The sequence below is a fragment of the Serratia sp. CY82433 genome, from assembly GCF_052166535.1.
Classification (GTDB): domain Bacteria; phylum Pseudomonadota; class Gammaproteobacteria; order Enterobacterales; family Enterobacteriaceae; genus Serratia; species Serratia sarumanii.
Map to the genome: position 1 here is coordinate 42,182 of NZ_JBJNOR010000008.1, position 25,401 is coordinate 67,582.

Genomic DNA, 25,401 nt, shown 5'->3' on the forward strand with positions numbered 1-25,401 from the left:
CTCTCGCGTTCCCTAGTTGGAGGAAAAAACATGCGTCATCCATTAGTTATGGGTAACTGGAAGCTTAACGGCAGCACCCACATGGTCAACGAACTGATCGCCGGCCTGCGCAATGAGCTGAGCAGCGTTGACGGCTGTGGCGTCGCCATCGCCCCGCCGGTGATGTATCTGGATCAGGCCAAGCACGCGCTGGCCGGCAGCCGCATCGCGCTGGGCGCGCAGAACGTGGACGTTAACCTGTCCGGCGCCTTCACCGGTGAAGTTTCCGCCAACATGCTGAAAGACGTCGGTGCCCAGTACATCATCATCGGCCACTCCGAGCGCCGCACCTACCACAAAGAAAGCGACGAAGTCATCGCCGAGAAATTCGCCGTGCTGAAAGAAGCCGGCTTGATCCCGGTGCTGTGCATCGGTGAAACCGAAGCGGAAAACGCCGCGGGCAAAACCGAAGAAGTGTGCGCGCGCCAGATCGACGCCGTGCTGAAAACGCTGGGCGCACCGGCGATGAAAGGCACCGTGATCGCCTATGAGCCGGTCTGGGCCATCGGCACCGGCAAATCCGCTACCCCTGCGCAGGCGCAGGCCGTGCACAAATTTATCCGTGACCACATCGCCAAGCACGATGCCGCGGTTGCCGCTGAAATCATCATCCAGTACGGCGGTTCGGTGAACGACAAGAACGCCGCAGAGCTGTTCTCTCAGCCGGACATCGACGGCGCGCTGGTTGGCGGCGCCTCGCTGAAAGCCGACGCTTTCGCCGTGATCGTCAAAGCCGCTGCCGCAGCGAAAAAAGCCTGATTCCCTTAGGCCTGCCATAAAAAAACCCCGGCTTGCCGGGGTTTTTTATTGCCGCTCAACCGGCATCAGCGTTTGCTGATCTCGTCGAACACGCCGCCGGTGGCGAAGTGCACCTTCTGCGCTTCGGTCCAGCCGCCGAAGGTGTCATCCACGGTGAACAGCTTCAGCTGCGGGAACTGCCCGGCAAACTTGGCCGCCACCGCCGCATCGCGCGGACGGTAATAGTGCTGCGCCGCGATGGTCTGCCCTTCCGGCGAATACAGATACTTCAGGTAGGCGGTCGCCACATCGCGGGTACCGCGTTTATCGACCACCTTATCCACCGCCGACACCGTCGGTTCGGCCAGGATCGATTCGCTCGGCGTAATAATCTCGAACTTGTCTTTGCCGAGCTCTTTCTCCGCCAGCAGCGCTTCGTTTTCCCAGGCGATCAGCACATCGCCGATGCCGCGCTCAACGAAGGTGTTGGTCGCGCCGCGCGCGCCGGAATCCAGCACTTCGACGTTCTTGTACAGGTTTTTGACGAAGTCCTGCGCCTTGGCCTTATCGTTGTTGTTGTGGTGCAACGCGTAGCCCCAGGCGGCCAGGTAGTTCCAGCGGGCGCCGCCGGAGGTTTTCGGGTTCGGGGTGATCACCGACACGCCCGGCTTGATCAAATCGGGCCAGTCGTGAATTTGTTTCGGGTTGCCTTTACGCACCAGGAAGACGATGGTCGAGGTGTAAGGCGCCGAGTTGTCCGGCAGGCGCTTGATCCAGTCTTTCTCGATGCGCCCGCGTTCAGCGATGGCGTCGACGTCATAGGCCAACGCCAGCGTTACCACGTCGGCCTCGATGCCGTTGATCACCGAGGTCGCCTGCTTGCCGGATCCGCCATGCGACTGGCGCACCGTCACCTTGTCGCCGGTTTCCGCCTGATAGTGCTTGCTGAATGCCGTGTTGTAAGCCTGATAGAACTCACGCGTCGGATCGTATGACACGTTCAGCAACTGAATATCCTTCGCCATGGCGCCGGACGCCAACAACACCAATGTCAGACCTACACCCCATTTACGCATCGACAGGCTCTCCCAGAAAATTAAGCGCAACCTCAATCGGTTGGTTTAGCATCAGAGCCTGCCAGAAACTTTCCCGGCAATTAAAGAATAAAAAATTTTGGGATAGATGATTACGGAATATATCGCCGGCGGGCATCAAAAAGCCCCCGCAAGCGGAGGCTCTTTTGTCGTGCGGTGAGCGGCGTATCAGTACAGTTTTTTCGCCGTTTCCAGCCAGTCGCCCTTGAACGGACGCTTCATGTTTTCGATCGCGTCGATGATGTCGTGGTGCACCATTTTTTCGTTCTGGATACCGACGCAGCGGCCGCCGTAGCCCTGCAGCAGCAGCTCGATGGCGTAGGCGCCCATGCGCGAGGCCAAGATGCGGTCGTAGGCAACCGGTGAACCGCCGCGTTGAATGTGGCCCAGCACGGTGGCGCGGGTTTCACGCTTGGTTTCCTGCTCGATGTGGCGCGCCAGCTCATCGATGTCGCAGATGTGCTCGGTGATCGCCACGATGGCGTGTTTTTTACCCTTGGCGATACCGGCCTTGATTTCGCACACCAGATCTTCGCGGTTGAATTCGATTTCAGGCAGCACGATGAATTCGCAGCCGCCGGCAATCGCCGCCGCCAGCGTCAGATCGCCGCAGTAACGGCCCATCACTTCCACGATGGAGATACGCTGGTGCGAAGAGGAGGTATCGCGCAGGCGGTCAATCGCTTCCACCACGGTTTCCAGCGCGGTGAAGTAACCGATGGTGTAGTCGGTGCCGGCAACGTCGTTATCGATGGTGCCCGGCAAACCGATGCACGGGAAGCCTTCTTCCGTCAGGCGTTTGGCGCCCATGTAGGAACCGTCGCCGCCGATCACCACCAGCGCGTCGATGCCGCGATTCTTCAGGTTTTCAATCGCCTTGGCGCGCACGTTTTCATCCCTGAACTCCGGGAAGCGGGCAGAGCCGAGGAAGGTGCCGCCGCGGTTGATCATGTCGGATACGCTATAGCGATCCAGCTGCTCCATGCGATCTTCGTACAAGCCAAGGTAGCCATCGTAAATACCAAAAACTTCCAGACCTTCTGAAAGCGCAGAACGCACAACGCCGCGGATTGCAGCGTTCATACCCGGCGAATCACCGCCGCTCGTCAGTACACCGATTTTCTTGATCATGACTACCTCTGAACTGTGTAGATGCAATTTCTTAAGAATTCTGTCTCCGCCGATCGTCTTGAAACCTCTCCGGCTGCAGAAAACCAGCTTTACGGCTTATTGCTGGATATTATATCAAAAACACCCAGCTGAATTGATTCAAGTCACGCAATATAACGGTAAAAATACCGCATGGCACGCTGAGCTAACTCAGATATTCATGATAATACTTCGATCTGTGCCTCTATCTGATTATAGCTCCCAATGCCCCTGCCTACCCGGCGGCACCACGGAGCACGGATCCAGGTGAATGATGACGTCCGCCCCCGAAAAACGTTGCCGCAGCGCCTGTTCCACCTGATCGGCCAACCGGTGCGCCTCGCGCAGCGGCAGCGTGTCTTCCATCTCCAGATGCAGTTGGATGAAACGCGTCGGCCCCGACTGCCGCGTGCGCAGATCGTGCGCGCCTTTCACCCCGGGCCAGGAGGAAACCACCTCGATAATCGCCTGGCGCTCGTCATCCGGCAACGCCCGATCCAGCAGCGACTGCACCGCTTCGTAGCCCATGCGCAGCGCGCTATACAGGATGTAAACGCCGATGCCCAGCGCGAACAGCGCGTCCGCCCGCCGGAAGCCATACCAGCTTAGCCCAAGAGCGATAAGAATAGCACCATTCATCATGACATCTGACTGATAATGCAGCATATCTGCACGCACCGCCTGGCTGCGCGTTTTTCTGACCACCCAACGTTGGTAGGTGACCAGAATCAGAGTGCTGATCAACGCGATCACCGTCACGACGACCCCGACGCCGGGATCGCGCAGCGTTTGCGGCGCATACAGATGCTGGAAGCCTGTGAGAAACAAAAACAGGGCGGAACCGGAAATAAACATGCTTTGCGCCAGCGCCGCCAGCGATTCCGCTTTGCCGTGGCCAAAGGTGTGCTCGGCATCGGCCGGCTGCAGCGAATAGCGCACCACCAGAAGGTTGGTCAGCGAGGCGGCGATATCGACCAGCGAATCTACCAGTGCCGCCAGCAGGCTGACCGAACCGGTGTGGTACCAGGCGACGATTTTGATCAACAGCAGTGACGACGCCAGCGCGGTAGCGGCCAACGCAGCGGACTTTACCAGGCGTGCATAGCGCTGTTCCATCAAGGGATCCCGGTCAAAAGGTGTGGCGCTCAATATAGCGAAATGTCGGATAAAAAAAACCCCGCCATCATGGCGGGGAAGACAGGGATGGTGTCTATGGCAAGGAAAAACAGGGGACTACTCAGTCGTACTTCACTTCTGGGCAGAAGCTTGCTGCAAACCAGAAATTTGTTGCTCCATCTGCTGCATACGCTGCTGATGCTTCTGGTCTAAAACACTTTTTTGCTCTGGCGTCAGCAGGTTATACATTTGGTTGCGCACCCGGGCCATTTCGACCTGGCGCTTGACCTGCTGTTGGGCCATCTTTTCCGCCTGGGCATACACGGCGGCTTCGTCAAATTTCTCTGCGGTCACCAGTTTATGCATGGCTTCCATTTCAGCTACATTGACACCAGGCAGATCGTGCCGGGCCTGGCGCATCAAATCGCGCATTTGCTGGCGCTGCTGTTCGCTGAGGCTGACACCGTCGAACATATGGTGTTGGCCGGGTATTCGGGTCATCGCGTCGTTGCCGGGAGATTGGGCTGTGTCCGGTATAGTGTCGGCAGCGAAGGCAGCGGTCGAACCAATTGCCAGCAGTGATGCCATAACTAATGCGGTCACCTTACGCATTTCAACTCCTCAAGCTTTCTCACTTTGCGAATCAACGAGGAGCAGTGTACCGCTACACCTGAAAACCTGCGTCAGTGCATGTAAAACTACGTAAAGTCATGGAATGGCAACAGTTGATGACGTATTTTGCGTCTGGAGGTAAATCATAATGAACAAGATTCTGTTAGTTGACGACGACCGCGAGTTGACCTCGCTGTTAAAAGAACTGCTTGAAATGGAAGGTTTTAATATCGTCGTCGCGCACGATGGCGAGCAGGCGTTGTCGCTGCTGGACAGCTCCGTCGATCTGCTGCTGCTCGACATCATGATGCCGAAGAAAAACGGCATCGATACGCTGAAAGAACTGCGCCAACATCACCAGACGCCGGTCATCATGCTGACCGCGCGCGGCAGCGAACTGGACCGCGTGCTGGGCCTGGAGCTGGGCGCCGATGATTACCTGCCGAAACCCTTTAACGATCGCGAGCTGGTCGCGCGCATTCGCGCCATTCTGCGCCGTTCCAACTGGAGCGAACAGCAGCAGCAGGTCGACAGCGGCGCCCCGACGCTGGATGTCGATGGCCTGCAGCTGAACCCCGGTCGCCAGGAGGCCAGCTTCGACGGCCAGGTGCTGGATCTGACCGGCACCGAATTCACCCTGCTTTACCTGCTGGCGCAGCATCTCGGCCAGGTGGTGTCGCGCGAACTGCTGAGCCAGGAAGTGCTGGGCAAACGCCTGACCCCGTTCGATCGCGCCATCGACATGCACATCTCCAACCTGCGGCGTAAGCTGCCGGATCGCAAAGACGGGCATCCGTGGTTCAAAACCCTGCGCGGGCGTGGTTATTTGATGGTATCTGCAACATGATCAACAGTTTGACGGCACGCATCTTCGCCATTTTCTGGTTCACGTTAGCCCTGGTGCTAATGTTGGTGCTGATGGTGCCCAAGCTTGACTCCCGCCAAATGACTTCGCTGCTCGACAGCGAACAGCGGCAGGGGTTGATGCTGGAACAGCACGTCGAGGCCGAGTTGCAAAACGATCCGGCCAACGATTTGATGTGGTGGCGCCGCCTGTTCCGCGCCATCGACAAATGGGCGCCGCCGGGCCAACGCCTGCTGCTGGTCACCAGCGAAGGCCGGGTGATCGGCGCGCAGCGCAATGAAATGCAGATCGTCCGCAACTTCATCGGCCAATCCGACAACTCGGATCATCCGAAGAAGAAAAAGTACGGCCGCGTCGAGCTGGTAGGGCCGTTCGCGGTGCGCGACGGCGAAGACAACTACCAGCTGTACCTGATCCGTCCCGCCAACAGCCCGCAATCCGATTTCATCAACCTGATGTTCGACCGGCCGCTGCTGCTGCTGATCGTCACCATGTTGATCAGCGCCCCGCTGCTGCTGTGGCTGGCCTGGAGCCTGGCGAAACCGGCGCGCAAGCTGAAAAACGCCGCCGATGAAGTAGCGCGCGGCAACCTGAAGCAGCATCCGGAACTGGAGGCCGGCCCGCAGGAATTCCTGGCCACCGGCGCCAGCTTCAACCAGATGGTCAGCGCGCTGGAACGCATGATGAATGCTCAGCAACGCCTGATATCGGACATCTCGCACGAGCTGCGCACGCCGCTGACGCGCCTGCAGCTGGCCACCGCGCTGATGCGCCGCCGCCACGGCGAAGGCCACGAACTGGCGCGCATCGAAACCGAAGCGCAGCGGCTGGATTCGATGATCAACGATCTGCTGGCGCTGTCGCGCGGTCAGCAGAAGAGCGAGCTGGCGCGCGAGCAGCTGAAGGCCAACGAACTGTGGGCCGACGTGCTGGACAACGCCCGTTTCGAAGCGGAACAGATGGGCAAGCAGTTGGAGATCACCGCGCCGCCCGGCCCATGGACGCTGTTCGGCAACGCGAGCGCGCTGGACAGCGCGTTGGAAAACATCGTGCGCAACGCCCTGCGTTATTCGCACACCCGCATCGCCGTGGCGTTCAGCGCCGACAATCAGGGCGTGACCATCCAGGTTGACGACGACGGCCCCGGCGTCAGCGCCGAAGACCGCGAGCAGATCTTCCGTCCGTTCTATCGCACCGACGAGGCGCGCGACCGCGAATCCGGCGGCACCGGCCTCGGCCTGGCAATAGTCGAGGCGGCTATCAACCAGCATCGCGGCTGGGTGAAGGCCGAAGACAGTCCGCTTGGCGGCCTGCGGTTGGTGCTGTGGCTGCCGCTGCATCATCAACGTCTGTCGACTAAGACAGAACAGTAAGAGTTTGCTATCCTGCGCCCCTCGTTCACGAGGGGCCTGCAACATGCTGAACATCGTTTTATTTGAACCCGAAATTCCACCCAACACCGGCAATATCATCCGCCTGTGCGCCAATACCGGCTTTAACCTGCACCTGATCGAACCGCTGGGTTTCCCGTGGGACGACAAGCGCCTGCGCCGCGCCGGGCTGGACTACCATGAGTTCACCCGCGTCAGCCGTCATGCCGATTACGCCGCCTTTCTCGCCGCCGAAAAGCCGCAACGGCTGTTTGCCCTCACCACCAAAGGCACGCCGGCGCACAGCGCCGTCAGCTATCAGGCCGGCGACTACCTGCTGTTCGGCCCGGAAACGCGCGGGTTACCCGCCGATATCCTCGATGCGCTGCCTGCGCAGCAAAAAATCCGCATCCCGATGCAGGCGCAAAGCCGCAGCATGAACCTGTCGAATGCCGTCTCGGTGGTCGTGTATGAGGCCTGGCGGCAGCTGGACTATGCCGGCGCGCTGATCAAGGCGTAATCCGCGACGACGCGCCATACTGAAAGGGTCATCCTCTCCAGAGCACGGCACATGGTTTTCGTCGCAGATATTGTCACCCAGCTTCGCCGGCTTGAGCCGGCGCTGAACGAGGCGCTGTTGCGGCTGCAACAGGCGCAAGACACCGAAGCGCTGCACGACTTGCGCGTCTGTCTGCGCCGCATTCGCAGCCTGCTGCGCCCGTTGCGCGGCTGCCCCGGCGCAACGCGGCTCGATCGGGCCGCCGCCGAGTTGGGCAGGCTCACGACGCCGCTGCGCGATCTCGAGGTGCTGATCGCCGAACTGGCGCGCCATCGCCTGGATTGGCAGGCCAACGTGCGCCAGAGCGATCTTCAGGCCCGCTACCGTCAACTGCTCGCCCATCCGCAGATCATCGACTTTCCCTCGCTGTTGCACACCTGGCCGCGCCGCTTCCGCCGCACCGCGCGACGCACCGCCAAACACCGCCTGAACCGACGCCTGCAGCGCCAGCAACAGCAATTGCGCCGGGCATTGGCCGATACCGGCTACGATCGCCACCGCCTGCGGCTGCTGATAAAGCGCCTGCGCTACGCGGCCGAAGCCTATCCGCAACGCCTCCCCCTCTCTCCCGCCGCGATGGCGGGCCTCAAGGCGGCGCAAAGCGCCCTCGGCGACTGGCACGATCGTGAGGTCTGGTGCCTGCAGGCAGAACATCAGGCGGATCTCTGGCCCTTGTTGCCCCGGTGGCAAGCTGAGCAACGCCAGACGCTGGCCAAGGCGGACGACTTGCTCGCCGCCTTATCGTCGGCGCTGACGGCGAAAACCGGCGGCGCATCACGATCCTGAAAAAAGACCGCGGCAGGGCACGCCCGGCCCCGAAAATGCCCGATGAGGCGTAGATAATGCGCTATGTTTTGTAAGGGTAATCACCACTCATCATAGGAAACCATATGAAGAAACAACGCTTGAGCGTTGCCATGGCGGTTCTGGCAGCGGGCCTGTTGCTGGCGGGCTGTTCGTCCAAAGTCACCCAAACGTCGCAGTATTCGGGCTTCTTGTCCGATTACAGCAAACTGCAGGAAACCACCTCGCCAAGCGGCCATAAAACGCTGCGCTGGATAGACCCAAGCTACAAGGAATCCAACTATCGCGGCCTCTATTTCCAACCGGTGGTCTATTTCCCGGCGGAGAAACCCACGGCGCGCGTCAGCCAGGACACACTGAACAAGATTAAGGCCTACGCGACCCAGCGGATCAAAACCGCGCTGCAGAACCGCTTCACCATTCTGCCAAGCCCGACGGGCTCGCGCGTGCTGGTGGCCAAGCTCGCCATCACCGCCGTTTCCGCCGAAAATGAAGACATGAAATTCTATGAGGTGGTGCCGGTCGCCGCGGTGGTCGCCAGCACCATGGCTGCTACCGGGCACCGGACGCAAAATACCGCGCTGTATATCGAAGGCGAGCTGATCGACCAAGATACCGGTAAAACGGTGATGGAAGTGGTACGCAAGGCCTACGGTAAAACCGTCAGCAACGACAGCACGCCGGTCACGGCGGATGACGTCAAGGCGGCGATCGACGACATCGTTACCGATATCACCAACTTCCCGAAACAGGGCTGACCGCCGCCGGAAAAACGCAGGGGGAGCCGAAGCTCCCCCTGAATGGCTACGCAAACGGCGCTCAAATACCGTCGCCGTACTCGAAGCCATGATTGGTGCCGTTAAAGTATTGGTCCATATCCATCGACGGCGTGTCGCTCTCCGGCCGCCCGACGATGCGCGCCGGCACGCCGGCGGCGGTGGTGTGCGGCGGTATCGCCTGCAAGACCACCGAGCCCGCGCCGATCTTCGCGCCCTTGCCCACTTCGATATTGCCGAGAATTTTGGCGCCGGCGCCAATCATCACCCCTTCGCGGATTTTCGGGTGACGGTCGCCGCTGGTTTTACCGGTACCGCCCAGGGTGACCGACTGCAGGATAGAGACATTGTTCTCCACCACCGCCGTTTCACCGATCACGATGCCGGTGGCGTGGTCGAGCATGATGCCGCAGCCGATGGTCGCCGCCGGGTGGATGTCCACGCCGAAGGCGACGGAAATTTGATTTTGCAGGTAGATAGCCAGCGCTTGCCGCCCTTGCTGCCACAGCCAGTGACCGATGCGGTAAGCCTGCAGCGCATGGAACCCTTTCAGGTAAAGCAGCGGCGTGGAGTATTTATCGACCGCCGGGTCGCGCAGCCGTACCGCGAGGATATCGCGCGCCGCCGACACGATCATCTGGTTGTCGGACTTGTAGGCCTCTTCCACCACCTCGCGCACCGCGATGGCGGGCATGATCGGTGTCGCCAGCTTGTTGGCCAGCATATAGCTGAGCGCGCTGCCCAGGTTCTCGTGCTTGAGCAACGTCGCATGGAAAAAGCTGGCCAGCATCGGTTCACAATCAGCCAGTGCTCGCGCTTCTGATTTAATGCTGTTCCAGACCTGTTCCAACTCTTCTGACGACATCACATTCCCCTCTGCCTTGCCAAACGGGCCGCTTCACACGGTAGCGCGAAGCGGCCCAGGTCATTAGCGGGGTCAGCATGCTGCCCCGACATATCGTTTTATGTCACGCGCTGGGTTTTTCGTCCTTTCGGGCTCGCCCCAGCAGGCTCAGCGCCGCTTCGCGGGCGTCTTTATGGCAGTAAAGCACCTGATAAATCTGTTCGGTGATCGGCATTTCCACACCGTGCCGCTGCGCCAGCGCCAACACCTCTTTGGTATTGCGATAGCCCTCGACCACCTGACCGATGCTGTCCTGCGCTTCCTGCACGCCTTTGCCCTGCCCCAGCATAATGCCGAAGCGGCGGTTGCGCGATTGGTTGTCCGTGCAGGTTAGCACCAGATCCCCCAGCCCCGCCATGCCCATGAACGTCGAAGGATCGGCGCCGAGCGCAGAACCCAGACGGCTCATTTCCGCCAGCCCGCGTGTAATCAACGCGGTGCGGGCGTTGGCGCCAAAACCGATGCCGTCGGACATGCCGGCGCCGATGGCGATCACGTTCTTCACCGCGCCGCCAAGCTGCACGCCGATGAAATCGGGATTGCTGTAGACGCGGAAGCTCTTGCCGCAGTGCAACAGCTGTTGCAGATCGTCGGCGAACTGCGCATCGGTCGCCGCCAGCGCGATCGCCGTCGGCAGGCCGGCGGCCAGCTCTTTGGCGAACGTCGGCCCGGAGAGCACCGCCAGCGGGATCGCCTCGCCCAGCGCCTCACGCGCTACGTCCTGCAGCAACCGGCCGGTTTCCGCTTCCAGCCCCTTGGTAGCCCACACGATGCGGGCGTCCGGGCGCAGATGCGGCTTCAGCTGGCGCAGCACGTCACCGAACACGTGGCTCGGCACCACCACCAGCACGTCGCGGCTGGCCGCCAGCGCCCGCGCCAAATCGGCTTCAAGCAGCAGGGTATCGGGGAAGGGAACGTCGGGCAGAAACGCCTGATTGCAGCGATCTTGCTGCAACGTTTGAACTTGCGCGGGGTTATGCCCCCACAGCACCACGGTGTGGCCGTTACGCGCCAGCGTAATGGCCAATGCGGTGCCGTACGAGCCGGCACCGATGACAGTCATTGAAGCATTGACGGTGTTCATCAGGCATCCTGATGTGGTGCGGCACCTTCGCCTTCCGCCTGCTGCTGCAGATAGTTCATGAACAGCGCGTCAAAGTTGACCGGTGCCAGGTTCAGCTGCGGGAACGTACCGCGGGAAACCAGGCTGGTGATGCACTCGCGCGCATACGGGAACAGGATGTTCGGGCAGTATGCGCCCAGGCAATGCGCCAGCTGCGTGCCTTCGATGCCTGCTACCGAGAAAATGCCCGCCTGTTGCACTTCGCACAGGAACGCGGTCTCTTCGCCCAGGGTCGCCGTCACGGTTACGCGCAGTACCACTTCATACACTTCGTCAGCCAGCTGGCTGGACGCGGTATCCAGATCAAGTTTAACTTCCGGCTGCCATTCCTGCTGGAAAACCTGCGGCGCATTCGGCGCTTCGAAAGAGATGTCCTTGGTATAAATACGTTGGATCTGGAAAGCCATTTCGGTGCTGTTTTGTTCTGACATGTGAGTAATACCCTTGGTTAAACGTCCTTATTGACACTCGGTGAACCGGCAAGCTGCTTAAAGCAGTGGATCCAGGCCGCCGCGAGCATCGAGTTCATATAAATCATCGCAGCCGCCGATATGCCGGCCATCGATGAAAATCTGCGGCACGGTGGTGCGCCCGCTGCGCTCGATCATCACTTCGCGCTTGGCGTTATCGCCGTCGATGGCGATCTCGTTAAACGCCGCGCCCTTGCTGTTCAACAGCGCCTTGGCGCGATGGCAGAACGGACAGGTCGCTTTGGTGTAGATATCAATGTTAGCCATGGATTGCCACCTCAAATAGGTTAAACGGTTACTTACCGCGCACCAGCGGCAGGTTTTCTCCGCTCCAGCCGGAAATGCCGTCTTTCAGCATAGTCACCTTTTCAAAACCGGCCTTGCTCAGGTTCTCTGCCGGCTCGCGGGAGGCGGTGCCGTTGGCGCACACGACGATGATCGGCTGCGCTTTGTGTTTTTCCAGCTCGCCCAGGCTGCCGCTTTTGATTTCGCTGGCGGTCAGGTTGATGGCGTTGGCCAGGTGACCACGGCGAAAATCGTCGCGGCTGCGGGTGTCGACCACCACGGCTTCTTCTTTGTTGATCAGACGAATAGCTTCACCGCGGGCGATCTCTTTGACCTTGGAGAAACGGCTTTTGAAGGTCATGACGATCACGGCGACCAGCAGAGCGATCCAAGCCAGGCTCAGAATAGGGTGTCTGCTTACGAATGGCATAATTTCTTGCAGCATGGGGTGTAACAACTCCCGTCAGTTAAGGGATAAATAAGTCAAGGTTCCAGAGTATACCTGCCGAGTGCGGCAAATACAGCCAATAAGCAAGCGCGATTGCAGAAACTGCGGGCTGCGCTGAGAAATTCCCGACGTCAGAGCATAAAAGCCCGCGCGATTCGCCGCAACCTTGATCTCTTTGGGCTATTTATCGCCGGCGGCGATGTAAAATCAGCCGGTTTTTCGAGGGTGAATAGCCATGCTTGCGGCGGGCGCATGGCTATTCGCAGCTTAAAAAGTTCATAAGAGGTCAATGCAATGTCGAGCAACAAAAAACCGATGGTTCTGGTGATCCTGGACGGTTACGGCCACCGTGAAGAGCGGCAGGACAACGCGATCCTGAACGCCGGCACTCCGGTGATGGACCGCCTGTGGCGGGAGCAGCCGCATACGCTGATCGCCGCCTCCGGGCTGGATGTCGGCCTGCCCGATGGGCAAATGGGCAACTCCGAAGTCGGCCACGTCAACCTGGGCGCCGGGCGCATCGTGTACCAGGATCTGACCCGGCTGGACAAAGCGATCGCCGACGGCGACTTCTTCGCCAACCCGGTGCTGACCGCCGCGGTCGATAAGGCCGTAGCGGCCGGCAAGGCGGTGCACATCATGGGCCTGCTGTCGCCGGGCGGCGTGCACAGCCATGACGAGCACATTCTGGCCATGATCAAGCTTGCCGCCCAACGCGGCGCCAAAGCGGTTTATCTGCACGCCTTCCTCGACGGGCGCGACACGCCGCCGCGCAGCGCCGAAGCCCCGCTGCAACGCTGCCGCGACGCCTTCGCCGCGTTGGGCGTCGGGCGCATCGCCTCGCTGATCGGCCGCTACTACGCGATGGACCGCGACAACCGCTGGGATCGCGTGCAGCTGGCCTATGACCTGCTGACCGCGGCCAAAGGCGACGCCGTGGCCGAGGATGCGATCGCCGGGCTGCAGGCCGCTTATCAGCGCGGTGAAAACGACGAGTTCGTCAGACCGACCGTGATACGCGCCGCCGGTGAGGCCGATGCCGCGATGCAGGACGGCGACGCGTTGATCTTCATGAACTTCCGCGCCGACCGCGCGCGCCAGATCACCCGCGCCTTCGTGAACGCGGATTTCGACGGTTTCCCGCGCGCCAAACAGGTGCAGTTCGGCGATTTCGTGATGCTGACCGAATACGCCGCCGACATCGCGACCGCCTGCGCCTATCCGCCGGCGTCGCTGGCCAACACCTTCGGCGAATGGCTGATGAAGCACGACAAAACCCAGCTGCGCATCTCGGAAACCGAAAAATACGCCCACGTCACCTTCTTCTATAACGGCGGCGTGGAAGCGCCGTTCAAGGGCGAAGACCGCGTGCTGGTCAACTCGCCGAAGGTCGCCACCTACGATCTGCAGCCGGAGATGAGCGCCGCCGAGCTGACCGACAAGCTGCTGAGCGCCATCCGCAGCGGCAAATACGACGCCATTATCTGCAACTACCCGAACGGCGACATGGTGGGGCATACCGGCGTGTATGAAGCGGCGGTCAAAGCGGTGGAAACGCTGGACGCCTGCATCGCCCAGGTGGTTGATGCGGTGCGCGACGTCGACGGTCAGCTGCTGATCACCGCCGATCACGGCAACGCCGAGCAGATGCGCGATCCGGCCACCGGCCAGGCGCACACCGCCCACACCAGCCTGCCGGTGCCGCTGATTTACGTCGGTAAACCGGCGCGGGCGGTCGAAGGCGGCAAGCTTTCGGACATCGCGCCAACCCTGTTAACGCTGATGGGAATGGAAATCCCGCAAGAGATGACTGGTAAGCCGCTGTTCATCGTGGAATAATCCTTCTCCATGAGGGAGAAGGCGTTTTTTGCACTATCAAGGGTAACCCGAAGCGCAAACGCAGGCAGCCGGCCGCTGCCTGAACGCACCGCGCCAAGGACGTTCACCGCCATGTGCGCCAGCGTATTTTGCGCTGGCGTCTTGCTGTTGCCGCTCGCCGGCCAGGCGGCGGAGGACAATAAATCCCAGCTGAAAGACATCCAGCAGAGCATCGCCGAGAAAGAAAAGGCGGTGAAGCAGCAGCAACAGCAGCGCAGCTCGCTGCAGGATCAGCTGCGTCAGCAGGAAAAAACCATCGCCCAGGCCAGCCGCCAGCTGCGCGACACCCAGAGCACGCTCACCCAGTTGGGCAAGGACATTGCCGGCCTGAACGCCTCGATAGCCAAACTGCAAAAGCAGCAATCAACCCAACAAAACCTCCTCGCCAAACAGCTCGACGCCGCCTTCCGGCAAGGGCAGCACAGCGCCGTGCAGCTGATCCTCAGCGGTGAAGAAAGCCAGCGCAGCGAACGTATTCTGGCCTATTTCGGCTATCTGAACGAAGCGCGTCAGAAAACCATCGAAGAGCTGAAGCAGACCCGCGCCGAGCTGGCGAAGCAAAAAACCACGCTGGTGGCCAAACAGGGCCAGCAAAAATCCTTACTGGGCGAGCAACAGACGCAGCAGCAGAAGCTGGAGCAGGCGCGCGGCGCCCGCAAGAAAACGCTGACCGCGCTGGAAGCCTCGCTGGAAAAAGACCAACAACGCCTGGTGGAACTGCGCCAGAACGAAGCCCGCATGCGCGACAAGATCGCCCGGGCGGAGCGCGAAGCCCGTGCGCGCGCCGAACGCGAAGCGCGTGAAGCGGCCAAGGTGCGCGAACAGGTGCGCATCAAGGAGCAGCAGGCGAAGAAAACCGGCACCACCTACAAACCTAGCGAAGCCGATCGCTCGCTGATGGCGCGAACCGGCGGCCTCGGTCGTCCGGCCGGCCAGCTGATGTGGCCGGTGCGCGGGCGCACGCTGCACGGCTTTGGCGAACAGCAGCAGGGCGAGCTACGCTGGAAAGGCATGGTGATCGAAGCCCGCGAAGGCAGCGAAGTGAAAGCCGTCGCCGATGGCCGCGTGCTGCTGGCCGACTGGCTGCAAGGCTATGGCCTGATGGTGGTGGTCGAACACGGTAAAGGCGACATGAGCGTGTACGGCTACAACCAGAGCGCGTTGGTCAACGTCGGGGCGCAGGTGCGCGCCGGCCAGCCGATCGCTCTGGTCGGCACCAGCGGCGGCCAGGGAACGCCGTCGCTCTATTTCGAAATCCGTCGTCAGGGACAGGCGGTTAACCCACTGCCGTGGTTGGGAAGATAGATTTGCGCTATGTCAAAACCCGTACAGCTCTGTTAATAGGCTGTCTGCTGCAGGTTTACGCTGCGCAGGCAGGAAAACTCTCCATCGTCATCGATGACGTGGGCTACCGCCCTCACGAAGAAAACGCGGTGCTGCAAATGCCGACGGCGATCTCGGTCGCGGTGTTGCCCAACGCGCCGCATGCCCGCCTGATGGCCACCCGCGCCCACAGCCAGGGCCGCGAAGTCTTGATCCACATGCCGATGGCGCCGCTCAGCAAGCAGCCGCTGGAGCGCGATACCCTGCAGCCTTCCATGAGCAGCGACGAGATCCAGCGCATCATCCGTAACGCGGTGAACAACGTGCCCTACGCGGTCGGCATGAACAACCACATGGGCAGCGCCATGACCTCCAGCCTGCCGGGCATGCAGAAAGTGATGCAGGCGCTCGAAAGCTACCGACTGTATTTCCTCGACAGCATGACCATCGGCAGCAGCCAGGCGACCCGCGCCGCGGCCGGCACCGGCGTGAAGGTGATCAAACGCAAGGTGTTCCTCGACGATACCGCGAACGAAGCCGACATCCGCCGCCAGTTCAACCGCGCGGTCGAATTGGCGCGGCGCAACGGCTCCGCCATCGCCATCGGCCACCCGCGCCCGGCGACGGTGAGGGTGCTGCAGCAGATGCTGCCGTCGCTGCCCGCCGATATCGTGCTGGTCAAGCCGAGCGCGCTGCTGAACGAACCGCAGGGCAACGGCGGCGGCTACGTCCCACCGCCGGTCAAACCGCAAAAACCGCAGCCGAAGAACCCGTTCAGCGGCGGCATCAAGCAGTGCAAGGTCAAACCGCCGAAGGAAAAAACCAACGCCGGCACCGCGCTGGGCGTCATCGCCGACAGCATCGCCACCTCGCCGCCGGTGACCTTCATCAAGCGTCATTGGCAGCACTGGACGCAAGCCAAACCACAAGCGTAAAAAAAGGGCCGGAATTCCGGCCCTTGTCACGTCTGCCGAGATTAATCCCAGCTCAGCACCACTTTACCCGACTTGCCGGAGCGCATGGCGTCGAAGCCCTGCTGGAACTCGTCGATCGAGAATCGGTGGGTGATGATCGGGCTCAAATCCAGACCGGACTGGATCAGGGCCGCCATCTTGTACCAGGTTTCGAACATTTCGCGGCCGTAAATCCCTTTGATAAACAGCCCTTTGAAGATGACCTGGTTCCAGTCGATCGACATATCCGAAGGCGGAATGCCCAGCATGGCGATGCGCCCGCCGTGGTTCATCGCATTGAGCAGCGTGCGGAACGCCGGCGGCGCGCCGGACATTTCCAGACCGACGTCGAACCCTTCGGTCATGCCCAGCTCGGCCATCACGTCGCTGAGGTTTTCCTTGCTGACGTTCACCGCGCGGGTCACACCCATCTTGCGCGCCAGTTCCAGGCGGTATTCGTTAACGTCGGTGATCACCACATGGCGAGCGCCGACGTGTTTGCACACCGCCGCCGCCATGATGCCGATCGGGCCGGCGCCGGACACCAGCACGTCTTCCCCAACCAGATCGAACGACAGCGCGGTGTGCACCGCGTTGCCGAACGGATCGAAGATCGAAGCCAGTTCGTCGGAGATGTTATCCGGGATCTTGAAGGCGTTGAACGCCGGGATCACCAGGTATTCCGCAAAGCTGCCCGGACGGTTCACGCCCACGCCGACGGTGTTGCGGCACAGGTGCGTGCGGCCGCCGCGGCAGTTGCGGCAATGGCCGCAGGTGATGTGGCCTTCGCCGGACACGCGATCGCCGATGCTGAAGCCTTTGACTTCCTGACCGATCGCCACCACTTCGCCGACGTATTCATGGCCGACCACCATCGGAACCGGAATGGTTTTTTGCGACCACTCGTCCCAGTTGTAGATATGCACATCGGTGCCGCAGATCGCGGTTTTGCGGATTTTGATCATGATGTCGTTGTGGCCCAGCTCCGGCTGAGGCACGTCGGTCATCCAAATCCCTTCTTCCGCTTTCAGTTTTGACAGTGCTTTCATGGTTTTACCTTATGCAATAACGCCAAGATCCTTACCGATACGTGTAAACGCCGCCACTGCGCGTTCGATTTGCTCCGGGGTGTGGTCGGCAGACATCTGGGTACGGATGCGCGCCTGGCCTTTCGGCACCACCGGATAGAAGAAACCGGTCACATAGATGCCTTCCTTGAGCAACGCATTGGCGAATTCCTGCGCCAGCTTCGCCTCACCCAGCATCACCGGGATGATGGCATGATCGGCGCCGGCCAACGTGAAGCCGGCGGCGGTCATTTTTTCGCGGAACAGACGCGCGTTGGCCCACAGGCGATCGCGCAGGGCATCGCCCTCTTCCAGCAGTTCCAGCACTTTGATCGACGCGGCGACGATCGCCGGCGCCAGCGAGTTGGAGAACAGGTACGGGCGCGAACGCTGGCGCAACCACTCCACCACTTCTTTCCTGGCGGCGGTGTAGCCGCCGGACGCGCCGCCCAGCGCTTTGCCTAACGTACCGGTGATGATATCGACGCGGCCCATCACTTCGCAGTATTCATGGGTGCCGCGCCCATTGGCGCCGACAAAGCCCACCGCGTGGGAGTCATCCACCATCACCAGCGCCTGGTATTCGTCCGCCAGATCGCACACCCCTTTCAGGTTGGCGATCACGCCGTCCATCGAGAAGACGCCGTCGGTGGCGATCAGGATATGGCGCGCGCCGTCGGCTTTGGCCTGCTTCAGCTGCGCGGCCAGCTCGGCCATGTCGTTATTGGCGTAGCGATAGCGCTTGGCCTTGCACAGGCGCACGCCGTCAATGATCGACGCGTGGTTCAGCGCATCGGAGATAATGGCGTCTTCCGGGCCGAGCAGGGTTTCGAACAGCCCGCCGTTGGCATCGAAGCAGGAGGAGTAGAGGATCGCGTCTTCCATGCCCAAGAAGGCCGCCAGTTTCTGTTCCAACTGCTTGTGGCTGTCTTGGGTGCCGCAGATGAAGCGCACCGACGCCATGCCGAAGCCGTGGCTGTCCATGCCCGACTTGGCGGCGGCGATCAGCGCCGGATGGTTGGCCAGGCCCAGGTAGTTATTGGCGCAGAAGTTGATCACATGGCTGCCGTCGGCAACGGCGATATCCGCCTGTTGCGCGGAGGTGATGATGCGTTCTTCCTTGAACAGCCCTTCACTGCGAGTGGCGGCAAGCTGTTGTTCCAACTGCTGATAAAAAGACGCTGACATTCGGTTATCTCCAGGATTGGGCTATTTGCGGCATATTTTACTGATTTGTAACCAAACTGACGAGAATGCGCGGGAGAGAATATTAAAATTGCAGCAGATATCACGGCAAAAAGCGGACTTCAATGGCAATGCGGGATATTCGGAGCCCTTCCGCTGTTTGCCGCGGCATGAAATGCTATTATAACCGCCATTGAGCGTGGGGCATTGTGCCCCGCCAGGCAGCTTAGCAGGGGTAACCCAATGATTATCGTCACAGGCGGCGCCGGCATGATCGGCAGCAACATCATTAAGGCACTGAACGACAAGGGATATCGCGATATCCTGGTGGTGGATAACCTGAAAGACGGCACCAAGTTCGTCAACCTGGTCGATCTGGACATCGCCGACTATATCGATAAAGAAGACTTTATCGCCAGCATCGTGGCCGGCGACGATCTGGGCGATATCGAAGCGGTCTTCCACGAAGGCGCCTGCTCCGCGACCACCGAGTGGGACGGCAAGTACATGATGGACAATAACTATCAGTACTCCAAAGACCTGCTGCACTACTGCCTGGATCGCGAAATCCCGTTCCTGTACGCCTCCTCCGCCGCCACTTACGGCGGCCGCGAAGAGTTCATCGAAGAGCGTGAGTATGAAGCGCCGCTCAACGTGTACGGCTACTCCAAATTCCTGTTCGATCAGTACGTGCGCGAGATCCTGCCGGAAGCGGACTCGCAGATCTGCGGCTTCCGCTACTTCAACGTTTACGGCCCGCGCGAAGGCCACAAAGGCAGCATGGCCAGCGTCGCCTTCCACCTGAATACCCAGATCAACCGCGGCGAAAACCCGAAACTGTTCGCCGGCAGCGAAAACTTCAAGCGTGACTTCATCTACGTCGGCGACGTGGCGGCGGTTAACCTGTGGTTCTGGGAAACCGGCAAATCCGGCATCTTCAACTGCGGCACCGGCCGGGCGGAAACCTTCCAGGCGGTGGCCGACGCGGTGGTGGACTTCCACCAGAAGGGCGCGGTGGAATACATCGAGTTCCCGGAGAAGCTGAAGGGCCGCTATCAGGCGTACACCCAGGCCGATCTGACCAAGCTGCGCGCCGCCGGCTACGACGCACCGTTCAAAACGGTCGCCGAAGGGGTGAAAGAGTACATGGCCTGGTTGAACCGCACCGCATAAGCAGAAGGAATTAACGCTGGGTATGAAAATACTGGTTATCGGCCCTTCTTGGGTTGGCGACATGATGATGTCGCAAAGTCTCTATCGCACCCTGAAGGCCGAATACCCGTCGGCGGAGATCGATGTGATGGCGCCGGCCTGGTGCCGCCCGCTGCTGGCGCGCATGCCGGAAGTCAATCAGGCGCTGGCGATGCCGCTGGGCCACGGCGCGCTGGGGCTCGGCGAGCGCCGCCGCCTGGGGCGCGCCCTGCGCGCCAACCGTTACGATCGCGCTTACGTTCTACCCAACTCATTCAAATCCGCGCTGGTGCCCTTCTTCGCCGATATCCCGCAGCGCACCGGCTGGCGGGGCGAAATGCGTTACGGCCTGCTGAACGACGTCCGCGTGCTCGACAAGGCGGCCTTCCCGCTGATGGTGCAGCGCTACGTGGCGCTGGCCTATGACAAAGGCCGCATTCAGCGCGCCGACGATCTGCCGCAGCCGCTGCTGTGGCCACAGCTGCAGGTGAGCGACGAAGAGATCGCCGACACCACCGCGGCCTTCAACCTGACCGACAGCCGGCCGATCGTCGGCTTCTGCCCGGGTGCGGAGTTCGGCCCCGCCAAACGCTGGCCGCACTATCACTACGCGGCGCTGGCTCAGCGGCTGATCGAGAACGGCTATCAGATCGCGCTGTTCGGCTCGGCGAAAGACCACGAGGCCGGCGAACAGATCCGCGCCGCGCTGCAGGAAGACGCCCGCGATTTCTGCCTTAACCTGGCCGGAAAAACCCAGCTGGAGCAGGCGGTGATCCTGATCGCGGCCTGCCGGGCGGTGGTCAGCAACGACTCCGGTTTAATGCACGTTGCCGCAGCGTTGAACAAACCGCTGATAGCCTTGTACGGCCCGAGCAGCCCCGACTTCACGCCGCCGCTCTCGGACAAGGCGCGGGTAATTCGCCTGATCAGCGGCTACCACAAGGTGCGTAAGGGCGATGCCGAGCAGGGATACCACCAAAGTTTGATCGATATTCAGCCGCAGCAAGTGTTGGACGCGCTGACGCCGTTACTTGTCGCCAGCGAGGAATAGTCATGCAGGTGTTAATCGTAAAAACCTCCTCAATGGGGGACGTGCTGCATACGCTGCCCGCCCTGACCGACGCGCTGCAGGCCATTCCCGATATCCGCTTCGACTGGGTGGTGGAAGAAGGTTTCAGCCAAATCCCGACCTGGCACCCGGCGGTGGATCGCGTGATCCCGGTGGCCATTCGCCGCTGGCGCAAGAACTGGTTCGGCAACGACACCCGGCAACAGCGCTGCGACTTCAAGCGCGCGCTGCAAGAACGCCGTTATGACGTAGTGATCGACGCGCAGGGCCTGATCAAAAGCGCCGCGCTGATCACGCGCATCGCCAAAGGCAAAAAACATGGCCTGGGCTGCAAGAGCGCGCGCGAGCCGTTCGCCAGCTGGTTCTACAACGTGCGCCATGAGATAGACAAGCAGCAGCACGCGGTGGAACGCACGCGCGAACTGTTCGCCAAAAGCCTTGGCTACGATAAACCGGGAAGCTACGGCGATTACGCCATCGCCGCGCGCTTTCTCAGCAGCCCGCCGGCCGATGCCGGGCGGTATTTGGTGTTTTTGCACGCGACGACGCGTGACGACAAGCACTGGCCGGAGCAAAACTGGCGCGAGCTGATCGCGCTGACGGCGGACAGCGGGTTGAAGATCAAACTGCCGTGGGGTGCAGAGCATGAACATCAGCGCGCGCTGCGCTTGGCGGAAGGTTTTTCACATGTCGAAGTGCTGCCGAAGCTCAGCCTGCAGCAGGTGGCCGAGGTGCTGGCCGGCGCCAAGGGCGTGGTCTCGGTCGACACCGGACTCAGCCATTTGACCGCCGCGCTCGACAAACCGAACATCACGCTGTTCGGGCCGACCGATCCCGGCCTGATCGGCGGCTACGGGCAAAATCAGCACTCGTTGATTTCGCCGGAAAAAAGCATGGCGACAATCGACGCCGATACGGCATGGCAGGCGTTGCAAAAGGTTATAGCATGAAAAAACTGCACATTATCAACCTGGGTAAAATGGGCGGCGTCGAACGCCTGTTCCTGCAGTACATCAACGATACCACCGACGGCAGCAACCAGGTCTTGTGCATCAGCGGCGACATTGGCGAAGAAATCCGCCGCCAGTTGCCTGCGCATCAGCCCGTCACCTTCGCCAACCGCCTGATCAATGCGCTGCCGTTGCGCTGCCCGCAGTTCCTGCGCAAATTTTTGCTGAAGTGGAAAATCGAGCGGGCGAACGCCGACGTGGTGATCGTCTGGGACCTGGTGCCGGGGCTGGCGGCCAAACCCAAGCGCGGCAAGCTGGTTTACTACGATCACGGCTGCTCCTGGCGTTACCCCAAGAATAAAAAGACGCTGCGCTTCTTCGCCATGCTGGACGGCGTCATTTCCGCCTCACACGCGTCGAAGCGGGTGATGGAGCTGCGCTTTAATCTGCCTTGCCCAAATCACGTGGTGATCAACCGCATCAAAACGCCGGCGGGGATCGATACTGCGCCGAAAACCCTGTCGCAGCCGGTCAGGATCGGCACTGCCTCACGCCTGGTCAGCCTGAAAGGCATCAGCGTGTCATTATTGATGATGCAGGAACTGCTGCGGCGCGGGCATGACGTCACGCTGGAAGTGGCCGGCAAAGGGCCGGATCGCGCGGCGTTCGAGGCGCTGGCGGCCCGGCTACAGCTCGGCGATCGCGTCACCTTCAGCGGTTATCAGGATGACGTCGCCGGCTTCTTCAATCGCACGCGCATCTACATGAGCACGCCGATCACCGAGCCGTTCGGCTTGTCCTGCATGGAATCGCTCTATTTCGGCGTGCCGGTCATCTTCCCGCAGGTCGACGGCCAGCCGGAAGCGGTGAAAGACGGGGTCTGCGGCATTGGCCTGACGCCGTCGGTCACCATCGAACAACACCGGCAGCTCACCGATATCGAGGTCGACTTCCCGCATGAGGTCTACGATCCGTTGACCGACAGCCTGGTCGCGCCCAAGCTGCTGTCGCATATCGACTGTGCGGATGCCGTTGAGAAATTGCTGGAGCGAGAAACCTACCAGACTCTGAGCCGAAATGCGCAGCGCTATCCTGCGGAACATTTTAACTATGCTCAGTTCAAAGTTGAATTCGACGACACGCTGCGATCCTTTATCGCTTAATTGAAACGTGAGCCGGAAAATACGCCCGATGCTAAAACACAGAACGCCGCACCCTGCCTTCAGCTATCTGATCTATCTGGGGTGCGCCATCGCTTTTTGCACCATTCCTTTCGGTTCCGCGACCGGACGCAATCTGTTTTACGTTTCCAGCTACATCGCCTTTATCGCCGTTTGCCTGTACCCGCGCTACTACTTCAGCAACGTTAGAAACCTGCTGCTGCCCGCGCTGATGTTCAGCGTGGGCATGGGAACCATCCTCTGGATGCATCACTTCAAACAGCCGGGTGAGTACATCAATATTTATCGCTCTTATATGTCGACCGGCAAACTGCAGCTCGCGACCGCTTTCATCTTGCTGATTGCGCTCAATGAGCGGTTGTGCGTACAGCGCCTGCTGATCGTTGTGGCTCTCGCCACCGGTCTGGCGATCAACGGTTATTCCCTCTATCAGGGGCTGCGTCTGGATATCCCGCGCGTAGAGCTCAACTTCGATCGCGCCACGGTCGCCGCCTATCTGATGACCGCCATCGATCTGGTCATGATGCAAGCCATCCTGATGCTGCGCACCCGCTACCGCCTGGTGTTGTACATTGCGGCATTCCTGCTGTCCTTCTCTGCGCTGGTGCTCACCGGCACGCGCGCAGCCATGTTGGTCTATCCGGTGGCGGTCTGCCTGTCGCTGCTGGCCACCAAGCAGTTGGTTTCCAGAAAACACAAGCTTGCGTTAGTGGCCTCGGTACCGCTGCTGCTCGTAGCCTGCGGCCTGGTGTTTAAACCGCAGATAGAAGAACGCATTCAGGCTTTTGAGACCGACATGCGCCTGATGGACCAGCCGCAGACTGAAAACTCCATCATTTCCCGGCTGTCGATGCAAACGCTGGCATGGCATACCGGATCACAAGCCCCGTGGGGCCAATCCGCCGAACAGCGCGGCGAAGAGATCCGTGCGATGGTCGCACAGCAACCCCGCCTGTCTGGCGTCATGCCCTACATCAACGTCCACCTGCACAACGAGCTGCTGGAAACTTACTCGCTCAAGGGCGTCTGGGGCGTACTGCTGCTGCTGGCGCTGTATGTCAGCCTGTTTTTCTCTTCCTTCCGGCCACAGCGCAACGCGCTGCTGCTGAGCGTCAGCGCCAGCCTGTTCGTTTACGGCCTGAGCGACGTCATCTTCTTCAGCACGGAAGGTACCGCCATGTTCGGCCTTGCGCTGATCGCCGCCGTTCTTTCCGTCACGAAACAGCCCCCTGTTCAGGAGCCCACCCCGTGAATCCTCAGCAGCCGCTGCTCAGCGTTATCGTGCCGTTTTATAATAACGAAGCGTTCGTTATCGCTGCGCTAGATTCGTTATTTGCACAGATTAGCGACGATATCGAGGTGGTGATCATCGACGATGGCTCCACCGACGCCTCCGGCGCGCTGGTCAGCCAATATCTGGCGCAGCGGCGGCACCCGCGCGTGGTCTTTACTTCACAGGCCAACGGCGGCATTGCGCACGCCCGCAACGTCGGCTTACGTCTGGCCACCGGACGCTATATCACCTTCCTCGACGGCGACGATCTGCTGAGCGACGACTATCTGGCGCTCCTGCGCCCCCAGCTTACCGCCGGTGAATATGACCTGATCGATTTTAATTATCAGAAGTTCACCGAGCATCCGCCGACACCGGATAACCGCGCGGCGCGGCCCGTAGCCTACGACTTTTCACAATTGGGACTGGGCAGCCTGCAACCGCTGTTTGCACGCTCGATGTGGCATCTCTGGAGCCGGGTATATAAACGCACGCTGCTGGCAGAGGAAGCGTTCGAAGAAGGCAGGCGCTACGAAGACGTGATTTTCACACCTTTTCAGTATTTCAAAACTCGCCGCATCGCCCATCTTGACGGCGAACTCTACTTCTATCGGGACAACAGCCAGGGCATCACCCGCAATATCAAACTCAAAGATATTGAAGATATGTTGTTCGCCATGGAGAAGATGCTGCGTTTTGTGGCGCAGCATCCCGGGGATGAGCCGCTGCGCCGGTTGGCCGCCCTGATGCTGGCCAACTGCTTTTCCGAGGTGAAAAGCATGTCGAAGGCGGTCTACGGCTATTACCATTACGCGCCGGCAACGCTGCACATCCTGCGCTGCGCCGCCGACGTCTGCCGCAACAGCGACGTGCCGGGCAAAAAAGTCCGCCAGATGCGCTATGCGCGAGTGGATACCTTTCTTTCTAAGCTGCGCGGGCGCAGGCCGCGCTAACCGCATCGGCCTGGCGGCCGATGGGT

General features: G+C 60.6%; 26 protein-coding genes. 15 read left to right on the forward strand and 11 right to left on the reverse strand.

Features of this window, described 5'->3' with window-relative positions:
* The first annotated feature begins 30 nt into the window (after positions 1–30).
* Positions 31–798, forward strand: a complete 768-nt coding sequence (gene tpiA, locus ACJ8PI_RS23495; RefSeq protein ID WP_004931113.1) for a triose-phosphate isomerase — start codon at positions 31–33, stop codon at positions 796–798.
* A 65-nt stretch (positions 799–863) separates the two neighbouring features.
* Here tpiA and ACJ8PI_RS23500 read toward each other — a convergent pair whose 3' ends face one another.
* The 4 genes from ACJ8PI_RS23500 to cpxP form a co-directional block, all read right to left on the reverse strand.
* On the reverse strand, positions 864–1,853 hold the full coding sequence (locus tag ACJ8PI_RS23500) for a sulfate ABC transporter substrate-binding protein (protein ID WP_164134780.1): 990 nt from the start codon (positions 1,851–1,853) through the stop codon (positions 864–866).
* Positions 1,854–2,039: 186 nt separating this feature from the next.
* Positions 2,040–3,002 carry a 6-phosphofructokinase gene (pfkA, locus tag ACJ8PI_RS23505; RefSeq protein ID WP_004931116.1) on the reverse strand — a complete coding sequence of 321 codons (963 nt, stop codon included), beginning with the start codon at positions 3,000–3,002 and terminating at the stop codon, positions 2,040–2,042.
* A gap of 231 nt (positions 3,003–3,233) precedes the next feature.
* Positions 3,234–4,136 (reverse strand): CDF family cation-efflux transporter FieF, encoded by a 903-nt coding sequence (gene fieF / locus ACJ8PI_RS23510; protein WP_033636449.1) that lies wholly within the window; start codon positions 4,134–4,136, stop codon positions 3,234–3,236.
* Positions 4,137–4,268: 132 nt separating this feature from the next.
* Positions 4,269–4,748, reverse strand: coding sequence for a cell-envelope stress modulator CpxP (gene cpxP / locus ACJ8PI_RS23515; RefSeq protein ID WP_060423739.1), 480 nt, complete (start codon positions 4,746–4,748; stop codon positions 4,269–4,271).
* Positions 4,749–4,896: 148 nt separating this feature from the next.
* On the opposite strand from cpxP, the gene cpxR reads away from it, so the two are divergent.
* The 5 genes from cpxR to ACJ8PI_RS23540 all read left to right on the forward strand — a co-directional run bounded on the left by cpxR (position 4,897) and on the right by ACJ8PI_RS23540 (position 9,104).
* The gene (cpxR, locus tag ACJ8PI_RS23520) at positions 4,897–5,595 is read left to right on the forward strand and encodes an envelope stress response regulator transcription factor CpxR (protein WP_004931124.1); all 699 of its coding nucleotides are present in this window, start codon (positions 4,897–4,899) and stop codon (positions 5,593–5,595) included.
* Positions 5,592–6,986 (forward strand): envelope stress sensor histidine kinase CpxA, encoded by a 1,395-nt coding sequence (gene cpxA, locus ACJ8PI_RS23525; protein WP_033636450.1) that lies wholly within the window; start codon positions 5,592–5,594, stop codon positions 6,984–6,986. Before cpxR ends, cpxA begins: the two co-directional genes overlap by 4 nt.
* 43 nt (positions 6,987–7,029) lie before the next feature.
* The gene (gene trmL, locus ACJ8PI_RS23530) at positions 7,030–7,503 is read left to right on the forward strand and encodes a tRNA (uridine(34)/cytosine(34)/5-carboxymethylaminomethyluridine(34)-2'-O)-methyltransferase TrmL (protein WP_033636451.1); all 474 of its coding nucleotides are present in this window, start codon (positions 7,030–7,032) and stop codon (positions 7,501–7,503) included.
* Between the two features lie 51 nt (positions 7,504–7,554).
* Entirely contained in the window at positions 7,555–8,328 is a 774-nt protein-coding gene (locus tag ACJ8PI_RS23535) for a CHAD domain-containing protein (protein WP_060426987.1), read from the forward strand.
* Positions 8,329–8,432: 104 nt separating this feature from the next.
* Positions 8,433–9,104 (forward strand): DUF3313 domain-containing protein, encoded by a 672-nt coding sequence (locus ACJ8PI_RS23540; protein WP_164134779.1) that lies wholly within the window; start codon positions 8,433–8,435, stop codon positions 9,102–9,104.
* A gap of 61 nt (positions 9,105–9,165) precedes the next feature.
* On the opposite strand, the gene cysE is transcribed toward ACJ8PI_RS23540, so the two are convergent.
* From cysE to ACJ8PI_RS23565, 5 genes are all read right to left on the reverse strand, one after another.
* Entirely contained in the window at positions 9,166–9,987 is an 822-nt protein-coding gene (cysE, locus tag ACJ8PI_RS23545; RefSeq protein WP_004931135.1) for a serine O-acetyltransferase, read from the reverse strand.
* Between the two features lie 103 nt (positions 9,988–10,090).
* On the reverse strand, positions 10,091–11,110 hold the full coding sequence (gene gpsA / locus ACJ8PI_RS23550) for an NAD(P)H-dependent glycerol-3-phosphate dehydrogenase (protein ID WP_033636456.1): 1,020 nt from the start codon (positions 11,108–11,110) through the stop codon (positions 10,091–10,093).
* Positions 11,110–11,580, reverse strand: coding sequence for a protein-export chaperone SecB (gene secB / locus ACJ8PI_RS23555; RefSeq protein ID WP_004931139.1), 471 nt, complete (start codon positions 11,578–11,580; stop codon positions 11,110–11,112). The genes gpsA and secB overlap by 1 nt, the downstream gene beginning before the upstream one ends.
* 57 nt (positions 11,581–11,637) lie before the next feature.
* On the reverse strand, positions 11,638–11,886 hold the full coding sequence (grxC, locus tag ACJ8PI_RS23560) for a glutaredoxin 3 (RefSeq protein ID WP_004931142.1): 249 nt from the start codon (positions 11,884–11,886) through the stop codon (positions 11,638–11,640).
* 28 nt (positions 11,887–11,914) lie between these two features.
* Entirely contained in the window at positions 11,915–12,349 is a 435-nt protein-coding gene (locus ACJ8PI_RS23565) for a rhodanese-like domain-containing protein (RefSeq protein WP_033649725.1), read from the reverse strand.
* 297 nt (positions 12,350–12,646) lie between these two features.
* On the opposite strand from ACJ8PI_RS23565, the gene gpmM reads away from it, so the two are divergent.
* The 3 genes from gpmM to ACJ8PI_RS23580 are packed head-to-tail and all read left to right on the forward strand — an operon-like array spanning position 12,647 to position 16,488.
* Entirely contained in the window at positions 12,647–14,191 is a 1,545-nt protein-coding gene (gene gpmM / locus ACJ8PI_RS23570) for a 2,3-bisphosphoglycerate-independent phosphoglycerate mutase (protein WP_047570034.1), read from the forward strand.
* Positions 14,192–14,200: 9 nt separating this feature from the next.
* The gene (envC, locus tag ACJ8PI_RS23575; RefSeq protein WP_033649727.1) at positions 14,201–15,535 is read left to right on the forward strand and encodes a murein hydrolase activator EnvC; all 1,335 of its coding nucleotides are present in this window, start codon (positions 14,201–14,203) and stop codon (positions 15,533–15,535) included.
* A gap of 2 nt (positions 15,536–15,537) precedes the next feature.
* Positions 15,538–16,488, forward strand: coding sequence for a divergent polysaccharide deacetylase family protein (locus tag ACJ8PI_RS23580; protein ID WP_074026839.1), 951 nt, complete (start codon positions 15,538–15,540; stop codon positions 16,486–16,488).
* Between the two features lie 41 nt (positions 16,489–16,529).
* Here ACJ8PI_RS23580 and tdh read toward each other — a convergent pair whose 3' ends face one another.
* Complete coding sequence (gene tdh, locus ACJ8PI_RS23585; protein ID WP_033649729.1) at positions 16,530–17,555, reverse strand: L-threonine 3-dehydrogenase; 1,026 nt, start codon at positions 17,553–17,555, stop codon at positions 16,530–16,532.
* Positions 17,556–17,564: 9 nt separating this feature from the next.
* The gene (kbl, locus tag ACJ8PI_RS23590; RefSeq protein ID WP_033636462.1) at positions 17,565–18,761 is read right to left on the reverse strand and encodes a glycine C-acetyltransferase; all 1,197 of its coding nucleotides are present in this window, start codon (positions 18,759–18,761) and stop codon (positions 17,565–17,567) included.
* 240 nt (positions 18,762–19,001) lie between these two features.
* Here kbl and rfaD point away from each other — a divergent pair, with 240 nt between their 5' ends.
* From rfaD to ACJ8PI_RS23620, 6 genes are read left to right on the forward strand one after another with little or no spacing between them, the layout of a single operon-like run.
* Complete coding sequence (gene rfaD, locus ACJ8PI_RS23595; RefSeq protein WP_016929696.1) at positions 19,002–19,931, forward strand: ADP-glyceromanno-heptose 6-epimerase; 930 nt, start codon at positions 19,002–19,004, stop codon at positions 19,929–19,931.
* Positions 19,932–19,953: 22 nt separating this feature from the next.
* Entirely contained in the window at positions 19,954–21,000 is a 1,047-nt protein-coding gene (gene rfaF, locus ACJ8PI_RS23600; protein ID WP_060439587.1) for an ADP-heptose--LPS heptosyltransferase RfaF, read from the forward strand.
* 2 nt (positions 21,001–21,002) lie between these two features.
* A complete protein-coding gene (rfaC, locus tag ACJ8PI_RS23605) occupies positions 21,003–21,968 on the forward strand; it encodes a lipopolysaccharide heptosyltransferase RfaC (protein WP_164134778.1) in 966 nt (321 codons plus the stop codon).
* Positions 21,965–23,131: a glycosyltransferase gene (locus ACJ8PI_RS23610; RefSeq protein WP_164134777.1), complete on the forward strand. Its 1,167-nt coding sequence runs from the start codon at positions 21,965–21,967 to the stop codon at positions 23,129–23,131. Before rfaC ends, ACJ8PI_RS23610 begins: the two co-directional genes overlap by 4 nt.
* A 28-nt stretch (positions 23,132–23,159) precedes the next feature.
* Complete coding sequence (locus ACJ8PI_RS23615) at positions 23,160–24,401, forward strand: O-antigen ligase family protein (protein WP_033649733.1); 1,242 nt, start codon at positions 23,160–23,162, stop codon at positions 24,399–24,401.
* Positions 24,398–25,375 carry a glycosyltransferase family 2 protein gene (locus tag ACJ8PI_RS23620; RefSeq protein ID WP_103773242.1) on the forward strand — a complete coding sequence of 326 codons (978 nt, stop codon included), beginning with the start codon at positions 24,398–24,400 and terminating at the stop codon, positions 25,373–25,375. Before ACJ8PI_RS23615 ends, ACJ8PI_RS23620 begins: the two co-directional genes overlap by 4 nt.
* Positions 25,376–25,401 lie beyond the last annotated feature (26 nt).